General features: G+C 40.0%; 14 protein-coding genes. All 14 read right to left on the bottom strand.

Features of this window, described 5'->3' with window-relative positions:
- Positions 1-102: 102 nt before the first annotated feature.
- The gene (gene citF, locus EO121_RS02770; protein ID WP_127160314.1) at positions 103-1,653 is read right to left on the bottom strand and encodes a citrate lyase subunit alpha; all 1,551 of its coding nucleotides are present in this window, start codon (positions 1,651-1,653) and stop codon (positions 103-105) included.
- A complete protein-coding gene (locus tag EO121_RS02765) occupies positions 1,643-2,575 on the bottom strand; it encodes a CoA ester lyase (protein WP_009352816.1) in 933 nt (310 codons plus the stop codon). Before EO121_RS02765 ends, citF begins: the two co-directional genes overlap by 11 nt.
- The gene (gene citD / locus EO121_RS02760; protein WP_127165836.1) at positions 2,575-2,844 is read right to left on the bottom strand and encodes a citrate lyase acyl carrier protein; all 270 of its coding nucleotides are present in this window, start codon (positions 2,842-2,844) and stop codon (positions 2,575-2,577) included. The genes EO121_RS02765 and citD overlap by 1 nt, the downstream gene beginning before the upstream one ends.
- Before the next feature lie 91 nt (positions 2,845-2,935).
- Entirely contained in the window at positions 2,936-4,357 is a 1,422-nt protein-coding gene (locus tag EO121_RS02755; RefSeq protein ID WP_127165834.1) for an anion permease, read from the bottom strand.
- Between the two features lie 478 nt (positions 4,358-4,835).
- Entirely contained in the window at positions 4,836-5,738 is a 903-nt protein-coding gene (locus EO121_RS02750) for a LysR family transcriptional regulator (RefSeq protein WP_127165833.1), read from the bottom strand.
- 126 nt (positions 5,739-5,864) lie between these two features.
- On the bottom strand, positions 5,865-6,563 hold the full coding sequence (locus tag EO121_RS02745; RefSeq protein WP_127165831.1) for a Bax inhibitor-1/YccA family protein: 699 nt from the start codon (positions 6,561-6,563) through the stop codon (positions 5,865-5,867).
- A 9-nt stretch (positions 6,564-6,572) separates the two neighbouring features.
- Positions 6,573-8,309 carry a pyruvate kinase gene (gene pyk, locus EO121_RS02740; RefSeq protein WP_127165829.1) on the bottom strand — a complete coding sequence of 579 codons (1,737 nt, stop codon included), beginning with the start codon at positions 8,307-8,309 and terminating at the stop codon, positions 6,573-6,575.
- Positions 8,310-8,319: 10 nt separating this feature from the next.
- Positions 8,320-11,727: a DNA polymerase III subunit alpha gene (locus tag EO121_RS02735; RefSeq protein WP_127165827.1), complete on the bottom strand. Its 3,408-nt coding sequence runs from the start codon at positions 11,725-11,727 to the stop codon at positions 8,320-8,322.
- 166 nt (positions 11,728-11,893) lie between these two features.
- Entirely contained in the window at positions 11,894-12,505 is a 612-nt protein-coding gene (gene ttdB / locus EO121_RS02730) for a L(+)-tartrate dehydratase subunit beta (protein ID WP_009352944.1), read from the bottom strand.
- A complete protein-coding gene (gene ttdA, locus EO121_RS02725) occupies positions 12,505-13,404 on the bottom strand; it encodes a L(+)-tartrate dehydratase subunit alpha (protein WP_127165825.1) in 900 nt (299 codons plus the stop codon). Before ttdA ends, ttdB begins: the two co-directional genes overlap by 1 nt.
- A gap of 14 nt (positions 13,405-13,418) precedes the next feature.
- Positions 13,419-14,687: an SLC13 family permease gene (locus EO121_RS02720; RefSeq protein WP_126940585.1), complete on the bottom strand. Its 1,269-nt coding sequence runs from the start codon at positions 14,685-14,687 to the stop codon at positions 13,419-13,421.
- Positions 14,688-14,969: 282 nt separating this feature from the next.
- Positions 14,970-15,161: a hypothetical protein gene (locus EO121_RS02715; RefSeq protein ID WP_127165823.1), complete on the bottom strand. Its 192-nt coding sequence runs from the start codon at positions 15,159-15,161 to the stop codon at positions 14,970-14,972.
- The gene (locus EO121_RS02710; protein ID WP_164725835.1) at positions 15,155-16,015 is read right to left on the bottom strand and encodes an AraC family transcriptional regulator; all 861 of its coding nucleotides are present in this window, start codon (positions 16,013-16,015) and stop codon (positions 15,155-15,157) included. Before EO121_RS02710 ends, EO121_RS02715 begins: the two co-directional genes overlap by 7 nt.
- Positions 16,016-16,058: 43 nt before the next feature.
- Positions 16,059-16,922 (bottom strand): M48 family metallopeptidase, encoded by an 864-nt coding sequence (locus EO121_RS02705; protein WP_127165820.1) that lies wholly within the window; start codon positions 16,920-16,922, stop codon positions 16,059-16,061.
- Between the last annotated feature and the right edge of the window lie 193 nt (positions 16,923-17,115).

Below are 17,115 nucleotides of genomic sequence, written 5' to 3'. Positions count from 1 at the left end.
AAAACCTGATATGTTCTATGCTTTCATCATACCATATATAGGCAACACTAAAAAAGACTAAGCCCGAAAGCCTAGTCTTTTTCATATACTTATTTATGCTGTTTATAGCAATGGTTTACGTACTACGTCGATGATGGAACCATCACGATATTCGATGATAGCTACTACATCTTTAGGATCTTGAGATACTTCAATACCTTCTGGTTTACCAACCATGTCGTACGCCATTTGTTGTAACTCTTCAATTGTATAAATTGGTAAGTTAGAATCTTTGAATCGTTCGATCAAATCTTGGCGATTTGGATTGATTGCAATACCACGTTCTGTTACCAACACGTCGATACTTTCACCTGGAGTGATAACTGTTTCCACACGTTCACGAATCATTGGTAAGCGACCACGAATCAATGGGCAAGTGATAACAGTTACTTTTGCGCCTGCTGCTGTATCGGAGTGACCACCGGATGCACCCATCAAGATACCATTGGAGTCAGTCATACAGTTTACATTGAAATCTGTATCGATTTCTGTAGCGCCCAAGAATACTACATCTAAGTAGTTTGTCATACAGTCTGTTGTAGGGTCTGCGTACATGGATGCACTCATTTCAATATGATTTGGATTTGTATCCAAGGATGCCGCTGCTGTTGTGTCAAATGTCTGTGTATCATAAATCGCTTTAATGTGACCTTTTTCAAGCATGCTTACTAGTACGCCTGTGGCACCACCAACGCCGAATCCACCAACAACGCCTTTTTTCTCTAATTTTTCACCGATGAATTTAGCTACTGCTAATGGAGCTCCACCAGCGCCCAATTGGAAAGAGAAACCTTCTTGGATAATACCAGCTTCATCAAGGAATTCTGCTGCCATTTCCGCAATTTTAATTTGTACAGGGTTTTTCGTGATTCCCACAGCACCAGATGCGATACCTTCTGGGTCACCGATAGCCTCTACTTCTACGATATAATCTACATCTGTTTGAGGGATGGAGATTGGGTATACATTGTCAATTAAGTTATCTGTTAACAATACAGTTTGATCTGCATAGTGAGAGTCAACCATAGCATAACCTAACGCACCACAAGCAGATTTGCCTTTACGGCCTGTAGCATTACCACGACGATCACAAGCAGGTACGCCCATGAAAGCTACGTCAATGTGAGCTTCTCCAGTGCAAACTGCGCGAGCACGTCCACCATGAGAACGAATCACTACTGGGCGTTTCAATACGCCTGGGTTCAAGCTTAAGAATTTCCCCAATGCATCACGAAGACCAGATGTTTCGATGGCTGTTACTGTGCCATCTTTAATCATATCGATTAAGAACTCATGGCAAGGAGCTAAGGAAGAGTTAAGGATTGTAATATCTTTGATTCCTTTGGCTTGTACACGGTCCATCACAAGTTTCATTACATAGTCACCATTACGTAAATGATGATGGAAGGAAATAGACATACCATCTTTCAGACCTACTTTTTCAATAGCTTCATCGATGGATCCTAGTAATTTATTTTCACCTGGAGTGTGAAGTTTCACTGGTTTACCTGCACGTGTACCAGTTTCTGTCATAGCGAATTGACCTTCATATACACGACGACCTTGAAGGCATTCTAATTCCATAGGAATATCGCGACCAATTTTATTTAACATCGATTTCTGCTCCTTCCTCAAGTTCTACTTTGATACCTGCTGCACGGGCTTTATCTACCACGCGTTGTGCACGTACTACGATAGGACCGTCGATCATTTTACCATCTACAGCGATAACGCCTTTATTGTTGCGAAGTGCTTCTGCATAGGAGTTCAACACTTTTACAGAATGCGCAATTTCTTTTTCATCTGGCGTGAACACTTCATGGATAATTTTGATTTGGCTCGGGTGAATACAAGATTTTCCATCGTAACCTAATGCTTTGATGAATTCTACTTCTTCACGGAAACCTTGTGGGTCTTTTACATCGGAGAATACTGTGTCAAGTACACGGATACCTGCTTCACGAGCTGCATGAAGGATCGTTTGACGAGCAAATAACAATTCATGTGCTGGTTTATGTTTGCCTGTACGAAGGTCAGCACGGTAGTCTTCTGCACCAAGAGCGATTGCTACTACACGAGGGCCTTGTGCGATTTCACGTACATTATATAGACCTTTTACAGATTCGATAGCTACGATAATGTTGATAGTACCTTCTTCCCAACCGTTCGCTTTTTCTACTTCTTCAATTTTCTTAGCAACAATTTCTACTTCAGATACATCTTCAGTTTTTGGAAGACGAATCAAGTCAGGTTTTGCTGGTACGATGACATCAAGGTCAGCATAACCATATGGAGTTTGTGTTGGATGGTTGATACGAACCACTGTTTCACCTTTGAATTTTAAAGTTTTCAAAGCTTCTGCTGTCAATAGACGAGCTGTATCTTTTTCAGTGACTGCTACGGAGTCTTCAATGTCAAACATGATGGAGTCTGCACCGTGGATATCAGCACTGTTGATCATTTTAGGCGTGTTACCAGGTACGAACATCATGGAACGAGATAAACGTTTTTTTGCTAATTCAGTTAATTGGCTCATTATGCTTCGCTCCCTCTTTCTAATGCACCCAATACACGGGCTTTAATCGTATAATCCCAAGCTGCTTTGTCATCAGCAATTACTTTTACGCCATCGAACCCTGCTTCTTTTACAGTGGCTTCGATGAAAGCACGAATATGCTTACCGTAGGCACGCTCAACTTTTGATTTTAATTCTACTTCGATACCAGATGCAATTGGTTCCACTGTCACCAATACATCATTTTTTTCATCAAAGCCAGCCATAGCTGCTTTCACTAGATGTTTCATAGTTAATCCTTTCTATGCATAACAACATCATGAAAAGCCAGGTCCACAGGAAATACCCCCGTAGATCCTGACTCACATGATCCAATTTATATTATAGGATACCTAACATACCCCACCATGGATAACCAATTACGAATGTAAGCACTAAGCAAACGATTGCTACTACACCGCCAGTGATCCACCAATCTTTTACGTCGTTATAGCCTGCGCCGAATACGATAGGTGCTGCCGCTCCACCGTAATGTGTTAATGCACCACCATAGGAGTTAGATGCGCACAATACTAATGCTAATGCCATAGGGTTCACACCAGCTGCAGGGCCCACTGCCAAGAATACTGGAAGCATTGCTACTACATAAGCAGAACCAGATGCGAATAAGTAACGAATTGCTACGGAAATAATTCCGATAATAACAAGTGCTACAAATCCATTGTCTCCGAAATGAAGATGTGTTTGCATTACATCTGCTAACCATTCGAAGAATTTAGCTTTAGCTAATGCATCAGATAAACCGATGATACCACCGAACCACATCAATGTGTTCCAGCCACCTTTATTAGCAACCATATCATCCCATTTAATAGCGCCCAAGCAGAAGGAAGCTACCATGGATACAATTGCCACAGCTGTAGCATCAATTTTAAATTTAATGCCGAATGCTGCCAAAATGGAAGGCAATGCCCAACCTAATAAAGCGAAGATAAAAATACCAACCAATGTTTTTTCAGCTCCAGACATAGGTCCTAGTTCTGCTAAGCCTTCAGCAGCAATTTTTTTATTGTCTACTGTTGTCATTGTTGGTTTATTGAACAAGTACGTGATGTATGGAACTACTAATAACATAGCAATGCCTGGTACGATCATAGCTAGAGCCCATAAGCCCCAATCTAAATGTACACCTAACATTTTAGCCATGAAGTCACCTGCCAATGCGTTAGGTGCCATCGCTGTTAAGAACATTAAGGATGTAACTTTTGTTACCATGTAGGTATTAACCATTAAGAAACGACCAGCTTTATTAGCTGTTTCACCTGGTTCAGAACCTAAGGATTTTGCCACTGCATTCATAATTGGGAATACGATACCACCACAACGAGCTGTATTAGATGGTGTTGCAGGGGATACAACAAAGTCAAGCAATGCTGTTACATAGCCTAAGCGAAGTACTGTACCGCCAAATGCATTGATTAGATGATACGCAATACGACGACCTAAGCCAGTCTTTACAAATGCTACAGATAAAGCAAATGCAGAGAATACCAACCATGCTGTTGTTGTTGCATAACCAGAAAGAACTGCTTTTGTGTTACCTAAAAATAATGCAGAACCTGCGATAGCGGATAATACTACTACAGGAGCTGGAAATGGCTTCAAAATTAAGCCTACGATAGCTGCTAAATAGAAACCAAATAGTTTCCAAGCACCATCTGCTAATCCTTCTGGAGCTGGGCTATACCAGATCACGATTGGGATTAACAACATAATCAAAGCATTGATTACTTTTTTGTTCATCTTGTGTCTCCTTACTACATAAGATATAAATACATTGCCTATGTTGCTTGCACTCTTACTTTCTATAAACGTGAAACTTAATATATATAAATAAATTGTATATAAGGGCGGTTCACCACTTACTAGAATACTAGAACGTGCAAATGTCTAGGTCTTTCTACACTCTCATTATATCCAATCATTTCAGGCGATAAAAATAAAAATCCTTTATAAGGCTTATAAAATTTTTATTATCAACAAAACGCCTTCATGTATGCATTTAGAGAATACATTATAAAGATAGGTATCATGCGGTTTTTATATTATTCCTACTAAATTGTTCCTATTTTCATGATATATATCTGTGATAATTGCTACTTTCATATACATTAACAGTCCGTTAATAGTATTCTAAACTAATCAAATTTGCTGTTAGAACAATCTGCCCATTGCAAAATATTGAGACATACAAAAAAGGGGAGGTGCTGATCCTCCCCCTTTAGCTTGTATATCCCGGTAATGTAACGATTTGGTGATTTTCGTAATACTCTGTTACATAATCAATAAAAGTTTTCACTGCAATGAGCTTTGTACTTACTTCATCATGGAACAAATAGGTAGAACGTACCAATGGACGATCATCTTTCATCCGTAAAGGTTCCACATAAATACCATGTTCACGACAACTACCAAGTCCTAAGTATGGTAAAATAGCCCAACCTAATCCTTCTCGCACGAAGTGACGGCAAGTCACCATAGAGTCCAGTTCCATGGCTGGTCTCACATCTCCCACGCTATGTTCTTTCTTCCAATTTTCTACCACTGTCGCAATGGATCCATCCGTGCGATAGTTAATCATCGGAATATCCCGTAATTCCTTGTAATCCACAGGATGTTTATAGACTAAACAATAGGGTTCATCAAAAAGACGCACCCCATTCGGCACATGACTATATTCCCCACGGGCAAAGGCAATCATCACCTCTCCAGAATTAAACATTTTATTCACATGGGAGCTATACCCGGTCTTCACTTCAATACGAATCTTAGGATATTGTTTTGTGAAATTATTGAGCAAATGAGGCAACTCATAGTCCGCAAAATTAATGGATGCAGCAATTTTTAAGGTACCTTGTATTTTTCCTGTCACCTTTCCAATATTTTGTCGCAATTCCTCCCGGGACCGAATCATACGTCGACAATACTCGTAATACAACTCGCCTTCTGCAGTTAACGCAATGCCATCATTAGCACGAATTAATAAGGGACGCCCTAAAATATCTTCTACTTGCTTTAATCGATAGCTTAATGCAGGTTGTGAAAGAAATAATTTTTCTGCTGCTTTCGTAATATTGCCTTCTTCCACCACTGTGACGAAGGTTTGCCATTCTTTTGCTTCCATATACAACCTCCTTACTTGTGTTATTCTATTATATATTATCTCATATATCGAAAGATTTGCATACTAAAAGGGAGAGCTTATAGCTCCCCCCCTTTTATAAATGTGCTCTCACAAATTAACGATACGTTACCGACGACCGAAAACGCGAAGTAGATTGATGAAAATATTGATGAAATCTAGATATAAACCTAAAGCCCCAATCAATTCAACACGTTCCAGAACACTTTCATCTTCATAAGCTACTTCCATTATGGTCCGTTTAATGCGATATACATCATACATGGTAAATAAGGAAAAAATCCCTACGGCTATATAGCTGTATACTAATAATCCAAAGTCGCTAGCACCGAAGAACATCATAATCAAACTAGCAATAAGTAGCGCAATCACTGCACCCATTAAAAATGTGCCTAATCCAGATAAATCTTTTTTTACCACTACCCCTAAAAAGGCAAAACTACCAAATACCGCTACAGCTCCTGTTAACGCATACACTACCACCTCAAAGGAATAGTGTAATGCGATGGCGGTTAAGGTCAATCCATTCATGATGGAATAGAGGAAAAACATAGCTTTCAAAAATGTGTTAGACGCTGTGTATTGACGGAAGGAAAATAAGAACACCACCGCCACTTCGGCTAACAAAATGATATTAAAGTTGGAATGGGCAAAGCGCAACCAACTAGAGTTCGTCAACGCCATAAATCCAATGATGGCTGTAGTCAATAACCCCCATACCATCCAAAGCATAGAATTGCGTAATTTACGATTTACAATTTCTTCTACTACCACCGTATCTGCTTGTGTAGGAATACGATACTCCATAATTACCTCCTATCTTGCGTTTGCAATACCTTCATATACATTACCACGAATGCCATCTACTGTTACCACTTGACCATTTGTCAATTGCGATTGATCATGAGCACCTAAAATAACAGGAATACCAAACTGAATACCTGCAATCGCTGCTGTCGATGTGTATCCTTCTTCTGCTGTAATAATAGCACCAGCTCGTTTTGCTAGTTCCATATATTCTGGTTCTAAATCACGAACTACTAGAATGCTTCCATCTGCCATAGGCTCTGTAGAGTCAGCGTGATGGATTGGTCCTGTTACAGATAGTTTACCAACTCCGCGACCTTTAATCAATACATTACCAGTGACATGAACACGAATCATATTCGTTGTGCCAGATAAGCCAGATGGCACACCAGCTGTCACAACAACTAAATCACCAGATTGAATCAATCCCTCTCCTAAAGCGGCACTCATAGCGCAGTGTACCATTTCATCTGAATTGGAGTGAGATGGCCCTTGAATAGCTGTTACACCCCAGTATAATTGCATACGGCGTAAGGCACTTTCATGAGGTGTAACTGCAATGATCTGGCAGTTTGGACGATGACGGGAAATGCTCATGGCTGTAATGCCAGATTCAGTGCAAGTAATGATAGCACCAGCTCCCAAAGAACGTCCCACTTCAACAGTAGCAGAACAAATAGCATCTGTCGTTTTCGCTTCTTCTAACGGTACTGTATGATTACTATTTACATATAAATCAGATGTTTCTGTTACTTTAGCAATACGAGCCATAGTGGTCACCGCTTCCAATGGATAGTCCCCACCTGCAGTTTCCCCAGATAACATGACCGCATCCGTACCATCTAATATGGCATTTGCAACGTCACTAGCTTCTGCTCTGGTAGGTCTTGGATTGGTTACCATGGACTCTAACATCTGGGTCGCTGTAATAACAGGCTTGGAGGCGGCATTACATTTTTGAATCATCATTTTTTGCAATACAGGTACTTCTTCGGCTGGAATCTCTACCCCCAAGTCACCACGAGCCACCATCAATCCATCAGACACTTCTAAAATATCATCTAAATTATTAAGCCCTTCTTCATTTTCAATTTTGGAAATGATGCGAATATCTGCCCCTTTGGATTCCAAAATACGACGAATTGCCACTACATCGCTAGCCCGTTGCATGAAAGATGCCGCCACATAGTCCACACCCATTTCACAACCAAATACCAAATCTTTTTCATCTTGTTCCGACACTGGCGGCAAGGATAAGGATACTCCCGGTACAGCCACTCGTTTGCGATTGCTCATCATACCCGTGTTCATAACAGTCGTATGAATCTCCGTGCCTTCGATAGAATCAATACGCAATGTCACTAATCCATCAGATAAGAGAATTTGTTTTGCCTCTTTCACATCTTCTGGCAATCCCGCATGATTCACGGAGCAAATCTCCTTCGTTCCTTCCACATCTCTTGTCGTCAACGTGAAAGCTTGTCCTTCTTCTAGACACACTTTGCCTTCTTTGAATAAGCCAAGGCGAATTTCAGGTCCCTTTGTATCTAGCATTAATGCCACTGAAATCCCCGTTCTAGTAGAGGCTAAGCGAACGAGCTCCATACGTTTTGCTTGCTCTTCATGAGAACCATGAGAGAAGTTAAAACGTGCTACGTTCATACCTGCTCGCAATAAGGATTCTACCATTTCTAAACTATCTGTACTGGGTCCCATGGTACAAACAATCTTTGTCTTTTTATTCATTTCTATCTCCTTATAGTAACTCTACTGCATTGGCCCCTAGTAAGGCTTGCACACGCCCAATGGATTCTTTCGATGGGGTGAAATAAAAACTACGGTTCACCGCTAAACTGCGTTTTTGACGTTGCAAGAATAGAGTAACTGGTGTATCTCCTTGTAATTCTTGCAACAGCTTTTGTAATTGTTGGCTCACTTGCGGTGTATCATGAGCTGTATCAATATGAATACGAATCTGTCGTACTTTATCATATTCTACTTTCAATAACTGTACGGAACTAGCAATGCATTGCACCCCTTTTTCATCTGCATCAATACGTCCCTCGATGGCTACCACACCATCTCGTTGCAATAGCATATGACTTCTTTGATACCCTTGTGGGAATACTACTACTTGTACGGTGCCTGTGAAATCTTCCAAGGTTAAGGTGCACATTTTTTCCTGTTTTGCCTTCGTTAATCGATCCACTTTTTCCGTAATCAATCCACCAATCGTAACAGTTTTGCCATCAAAATCCTCTGGATTTTCTGCTAATCGCCCTAATTGAAACAGTCCTTCCAATTCATCACGATAGGCATCTAAAGGATGGCCCGTAATATAAAAGCCTGTATATTCCTTTTCATCTTTCAGCTTTAGTTCTTTAGGCAAGTCTGGCAAGTCTGGAACATGGATGGTTTCCATTTCCTCTACCTCCGCAAAGAGACTCACCGCCCCTAAAGCACTATTTTTTTGCCCTTTAGAACCAATTCCTTGGGCTTGTTCATAAATCTGTAACAGCTGATTTCGATTTTCTTTGAAAGAATCCATCGCTCCACAGCGTATTAAACTTTCCAATAAACGCTTATTGACCACACGATATGGTATACGTTCGCAGAAATCAACAATGGATGTAAATTGCCCATTTGCCTTACGTTCTGCTAGTAATTCTTCGATCGCATTATCACCTACATGTTTGATACCACCTAAACCAAAACGAATTTGTCCATTTTGTACGGTAAACATACGCTCTGAATGGTTAATATCTGGTCCTAATACAGCCACTTGTTTCGCTTTACACACATTGATGTAATTCGTCATTTTATCCATATTACCCATGAAGCTTGTCATAGTAGCTGCCATAAACTCTGGGAAATAATGGGCTTTCAGATACGCCGTTTGATACGCAATATAGGCATAAGCGGCAGAGTGGGATTTATTGAAACCATACCCTGCGAAATATAGCAAGAGATCAAATACTTCGTTAGCCAATGTCTCATCGATACCATTGTTCACAGAACCAGTCACAAAGGAATCTCGTTGTGCTTTCAGTACAGATTCCTTTTTCTTACCCATGGCACGGCGCATTAAATCCGCTTGCCCCAAGGAGAATCCACCCATAGCAGAGGCAATCTGCATAACTTGTTCTTGATATAGGATAACCCCAAATGTATCCTCTAAAATAGGCTCTAATATAGGATGCAAATAGGTCACTTCTTTTTCTTTATGACGACGCTTGATGAAATCTTCTACCATGCCCGATCCCAACGGTCCCGGACGATAGAGGGCCACTAAAGGAATTAAATCTTCAAAATGTTCTGGCTTCAAATCCATTACTAATTTTGTAATCCCTTCCGATTCTAACTGGAAGACCCCTGCTGTTTCCCCTTTACATAAGATTTCACAAGAAGCCTTGTCATCTAACGGGATGGCATCCAAGTCTAGTTCAACACCATGATTTTCCTTAATGAGGCGTAGTGCCTCACCCATCACTGTCAACGTGCGAAGTCCCAAAAAGTCCATCTTCAATAGGCCTAGTTCTTCGATATTGTCTTTATCATATTGCGTGACAAAACCATCTTCATTGGAGTTTTGTACCGGCACATACTCATCTAATGGTGCTGCTGAAATTACGACCCCCGCCGCATGGGTAGAAGAGTTTCTCGCGATCCCTTCTAAACGCAAGCAAAGATCAAATAATTCTTTTACAGATTCGTCTGTATCATACAAGTCTTTGAGTTCTTTTACTTCTAAGGCCTTTTTTAACGTAATACCCAATTCATTAGGAATCATCTTAGCTAATCGATTCACCTCTGGTAAAGGCATATCTAGCACACGACCTACGTCACGGATAACAGCACGAGCCGCTTCGGTACCAAAGGTAATAATTTGCGCTACTCGTTCTTGTCCATATTTTTCTGTTACATATTCGATGACCTTATTACGAGTTTCATAACAGAAGTCGATATCGATATCGGGCATGCTTACCCGCTCCGGATTCAAGAACCGTTCAAAGAGCAAATCGTATTTAATAGGATCTAAACCTGTAATTCCCAATAAGTAGGCTACCACTGACCCTGCGGCACTACCACGACCTGGTCCTACTAGTACCCCATGTTCACGAGCATATTTCACATAATCCCAAACGATGAGGAAGTAATCTTCAAAGCCCATGCGACTAATAACACCTAACTCATAATCGAGTCGCTCTTGTAATACCGGTGTTACCTCTGGGTAGAATTGAGGAATATAGGACTCGCAAACTTTACGCAAGTAAGAATGTGCTGTTTCCCCTTCTGGTACATCAAATTTTGGCAAATGGTGCGCATCAAAATTGAACTCTACATGGCAACGTTCCGCAATCTTTAAGGTATTATCCAAAGCTTCTGGAATATACCCAAAGAGTTCTTCCATTTCATCACCGCTTTTCATGTAAAACTCATTACTGAAAAACTTCATACGGTCTACATCATTCCGTCTTGCACCCGTAGCGATACATACCTTAATATCATGCGCTTCCGCATCGTCTGCATAGACATAGTGAAAGTCATTAGAACATACCAGTCCCACACCGTACTGCTCCGCCATCTCTACCAATACATCTTGGACCCGCAATTCCTTAGGATCTCCATGATTTTGAACTTCTAGGAAAAAGTTATCCTTTCCATAGGTCTCAAGATACCATTCCAAAGCACGATGAGCGCCTTCAATATTGTCCTGTAATATTAATTGTGGAATTTCACCAGCAATACAAGCACTTAAGGCAATAATTCCTTTGTTATATGTTGCCAATAATTCTCTATCTGCACGAGGCTTACGATAAAACCCTTCTGTAGAGGATTTAGACACGATTTTTACAATATTTTCGTATCCTTCCATGGTTTCTGCTAAGAGAATCAAATGCTTTAATCGTTCATAGGTCTTACCTTCAGGGCGGTCAAAACGACTGCCTTCGGTCACATATACTTCACATCCTAAGATGGGTTTGATACCTTGTGCTATAGCCTCTTTATAAAAATAAATAGCCCCGTACATATTACCATGGTCCGTTAACGCTAGGGCAGGCATATTGAGTTCTTTCGCACGACTCACCATTTGTGGCAATCGGCTAATGCCATCAATGAGGCTATATTCACTATGACTATGCAGATGTACAAATGGTCTCATGGGCCCTCCTCAATAACGTAATACAGTATGTTTTCATTCTCTTTATTATATCATAGGTTAGGTGTTTCAGTGTACCGTGAAAGCATTTGACACTCGTAGAAGCAATGAATGCTCACAAAATAAAAATGCCTATGTAATCTCCGCAACAAATTACATAGGCTTTGCATTATTTAATAAACTTTACTTCTTGGTAGATAGATTCTAATACTTCTTCTTTTTTCGCATTATACTCTACTTTTTTCTGTTCAAACCAGTTATTGCCTTCTGTATCAATGGATACAATTAAAGGACCAAACTCTTTCACACGACATGTCCAAAGCGTTTCTGGCATACCTAGCTCTCGCCAGTTAGCGCTTTCAATTTCTTCCACTTCTGTAGCCGCTAGTACAGCATTACCCGCAGGAAATACTAGATGCAAGGCTCCAAACTCTTTACAAGCACGCTCTGTATTCGGACCCATACCGCCTTTACCAACAATAAGGCGTACACCTGTCTCTTTCACAAAATCGTACTCAAACTTTTCCATACGCATACTTGTGGTAGGTCCTACAGAGACCATTTCAAATGTGTCATCTCCCAGATCTCGGACGATAGGACCCGCATGCAAGATGGCGCCATCCCGTACATCCACAGGCAATTCACGGCCTAATTCAATCAACCGACGATGCGCTACGTCACGACAGGTCGTAATATGACCTGTTAAATAAATGATGTCCCCTGCTTTAATACCTTCTAAATCTTTCCGCTGAATCGGCGTTGTTAATACTTTCTTTTCCATTAATATGTCACCCCACTATGCGATAGAATTGTACATTGTCCATCTTTATCAAATACCATATGGCCTCTGCGGTGATTCCAACATCCCACATTAACTGCAACAGAAATAACCGATGGATGACGAGCCCCATGCTCAATATTGACGCCTAGCAAGCACTTATCTCCACCCATACCTTGTGGGCCAATATGCAAGGAATTAATCCCATCTTCTAGCAATTGTTCCATTTTTGCTGCTCGTTCATTAGGTGCCACGGAACTCACGGGTCTCATTAACGCTTTTTTTGAAAGTAACGCCGCTGTATCAATAGACGTAGCCACACCGACACCAATTAACAATGGTGGACACGCATTTAATCCGTAGGATGTCATCAAATCTAAGACAAACTTTGCTACTCCTTCATAGCCTTCTCCAGGCATCAATGTTTTACCGCTACCTGGCAAGGAACAACCACCACCTGCCATGTAAGGGAAAATTTCAACATCATCTCGATCTGGCACGATATCCCATAAAATATAAGGTGCTAAAGTACCAATGTTTTTTCCAGTATTATATTCATCAAATGTTTCTACACAATTATGTCGAAGCGGAGTTTCCTGTGTTGCTTGATACGTTGCATTTCTCAAGATACTTTCCAATTCACCAAGCAATGGATAATTAGCACCTACTCTCACCCAATATTGCAATACTCCTGTATCTTGGCAGGATGGGCGACTTAACTCTTTTGCTAACTTCATGTTTTCTTTCATAGTCGCATAAATTGTTTTCGCTAGCGGATTTCGTTCATCATTTGCTAATTCTGTAATTTTTTCTTGCACATCGTCAGGTAATACTTTAGCAACATGGCCTACAAAATCACTAACGATCTTTGTCATTCGTAACACTTGTTCTTCTTTATTCATACAAACCTCCTATATTATGGGTAAAAGGGAAAGAATATTGGCAAAATAATTAATGACACGATTGTCACTATCACAATAAGAGGAACCCCTACTTTCACGTAGTCCATAAAACTATATCCTCCAATGTTGTACACCATAGTATTAGCAGGCATACCAATTGGTGTTGCATACGCACAAGACGCACCGATAACAGTAGCCATCAACACCGCTTTGGGATCTGCTCCCATAGACTGTGCTAATTGCAAACCGATAGGCACCAACAGTGCTGTGGCTGCCGTATTAGACATAAAGTTTGTTAATACAGCGGATAAGATAAAAATCACTGCCATCACAATATATGGACTTGGATTGCTACCTAATAATCCCATAATCGTATTTGCTACTACAGAACCCGCACCTGTTTTCACAAGAGCTGTAGCAATAGATAAGGAACCAACGAACAAAAATATTGTTTTCATATCAATGGATTTTACCGCCTCTGTTTCAGTCACCACATTCGTAGCCACTAAAATAAGTGCCCCAATCCATGCAGATACATAAAGTTTAACACCAATTTGAGATTCAAAAATCATAGCTAAGATAGTACCTACCAATACCAATGTCGCCATCCATTGTTTCCATTTTGGTACATGGCTATAATCTTCCACTGTATCATAGGTAGAGTCTACAGCACGACTTGGTGTGTCTGGCAATAATTTATATCCCAATAACAAGAAATAAATAATACCTACCAACAAAATTGGTCCACCAATTAAAGCATAATCAAAGAATCCAAAGGATAAGCCAATTTTTTCTAATCCTGCTTGTGCAATCATATTTCCTGGTGCCCCAATTAAACTAAGATTACCACCCATAGCCGATGCCAATACTAAGGGGATTAAAAATTTTGATTGGTTAAATCCTGATTTTTGTGCTATCCCAATTGCAACAGGAATCAATACTGCTGCAGTTCCCGTATTAGACAAGAATCCAGATAATAATCCTGTAATTAGCATGACTGCAACAATGAGCATTTTTTCAGTGCTAGCCATTTTTGTAACTACACTACCTACCACTTGTGCTACACCAGTTTCAAAGAATGCTGCACCCACGATAAACATAGCCATAAATAAAAGAACATTACCATCCACAAATCCTGCAAAGGCCTCTTTAGGAGATAAAACTCCAGATAAGACTAGACCAACTGATACTAACATCGCCGTAATCGATAAAGGTATCTTCTCCCATACAAACATGACTATGGCAAACACTAAATAACATAACGTAATACTAACTGCATCCATTCCATTCCTCCTGAATCTCTAGTACCGTATTAATATATGCCCTCATTATAGCTATTTATACAGCCCCCTTCTATCCAATATTCATCATGATACTTTTCTATAAAATAGGCATATTTATCTATATTTTTGCAATTTTAAGTCCAATATATATAAAAAAATGCTATGTTATTACATGTAATAACATAGCATTTACCAGTATTAATTAAATTCAGCCTTATTTTATTATATAAAAATATATCCATATACTTAATATTGTATATATGCAAGTAAAGTATACCTAGCTTATTCTAGGGTCTGCAATAGCTGCTGTAATTCTTCTTTAACCCGCTGAACCTTACTAACAAGGCTTTGTTTTGTATATTCATTTTCCTCATACTTCACATTTTCTCTAGTCAGGTAACTTCCATACATTGTTAATATCCCCTTAATTTCTGTATCATCAGAGCTAATATATTCTTTCCAATCTTCTAACACTGTATGACGCTCAATTCTCTTTGCCCTTCACGATAGGCAGAAGGAGTTAGTTTAAAATGCTTTTTAAACGCACTATTAAAAGCTTTTACGTCAGGGAACCCACAATAACTTGCAATATGAATAACCATATCATCCGTATTTACCAATCGTATCGCTGCCTCACGCAATCGCATACGTGACACATATTCTAAAAAAGTAATCCCCAGCTGCCGTTTAAATAGTTGAGAGGTGTAGCTTTCAGTATATCCCCCTACATCAGCAATTGTTGCTAACTCAAGACGGTCGCGAAAATGTTCATCGATAAAATGAACCATCCGTTCAAAATTTTCTTCTTGATGCAATATCTTAGTGGATAATTGATTCTCGTATCGACTAGCCAGTATAATCTCATACACATTTGACAACACTGTATATATAACACCATCTACCTTCATGGTTTCTAGCGCACCAGTCGCTATTTCTGCAGTATGATGATTCATAATATATGCTAACGATTGGCGAAGCTCTTTATACCTTTCAGCAATGTGTACATCTTGTGTGGAGACTGACATAAATCGATACTTCATAAAATCCTGATCATACTGCAAAAACCATTGTGGTTCTACATGAAAGACGAGAGCAATCGTATCCTCTTCTAAAGCCAATGTAGCATGCCCACATTGTGATGAATACAAAATCATGTCATCTCGTTGTAATGTATAGGTCTGTCCCTCTACACACACTTCTAAAGCTCCCTTTAATACCCATAATAACTCAATATGATTATGCCAATTATAATGATAGGTAGAAATACGATATATGTGACTTTTAACCTGCAATAAACCTCTATCAATGGCATATCTAAAATATTTCATAGGAACCTCTTTATCTCTATAATTGTACATTACCTAACTCTGCTTATGTATAATATACCTTCATCTCCGCTTTCACTTGCTGCCACGTTGGCAACACATCGCTCATAACCTTGTAAAAGCGTGACGAATGGTTCGCCTCGATAAAATGGGCAAATTCATGAACCATCACATAGTGAGCAAACTCTGTAGGGCCTAAGAGCAATCGTGTATTCATGGTGATAACTTCTTTTACAGGCATACAAGAGCCCCAGCGGCTTGTCATGTACCGCAATCGTAAGGTCGGTATCGGCACGGTATAGCCCGCTTGTTGAAACTCATCATGCACTTGTTGTGCTAGCTTCTCCATAAAACCCTGACCTATGGCTTTCCAAAAGTTAAGCCACATTCGTTCTACTTTGCTAGCATCTAGGACGTTAGGGTCACTTGGATAGCGTGCTAGCAATATATCCTCTACTACTGTTACTGCATAGGTAGATGTTTTACCTTGCGACGGTCTACCTCGTGATATTCCCCCTTTTGACGAGCACACTTGTAATGGTTTATCTTCTAACAGATTGCCGTTTAGTAGACTATCCCGTGGACTATCTTGAGATGATGCTTCCAAATAGGCAGATACTGTATGAGGCTTTTCTAGCATTACTCGATACATCTTACCCATTACCATAATCTCTGTATCTACAGCAGGTACCATGGGATGACCGCCTCTGCTTTTTCGGTTTCGCAGTGCTTTTTCAATGAAAGCTCGATGACGGCAGATAAACTCTTCAATCATCCCTAGGGGGACACGAGGGGAGGCAGACACTCGAACCACACCACTAGCGGTGACACGAAGATTCATGTTCTTCACACGTTTTCTATATAGTTCGTAGGTGATGCTACCATCTGGCAGTGTGCGAAGTTCTTTCATTCTATCTCCTGTAGTTCCTATATCATTAATACTATGTTAGTCATATACCTATTATAGGCTTTCACCCCTATAAAATACAACGCCCACATCACTCATAAACGGCTCTAATTCTATAAATAGAGTTGATCATGATTATGGTATGCTATTGAAAAAGGAATTTTGGCTATCAATAAATTAGAAAATACCATATACA

Source organism: Veillonella sp. CHU732, assembly GCF_003992085.1.
Taxonomy (GTDB): Bacteria; Bacillota; Negativicutes; order Veillonellales; family Veillonellaceae; genus F0422.
This window is presented reverse-complemented; position numbering and strand designations above follow the sequence as displayed.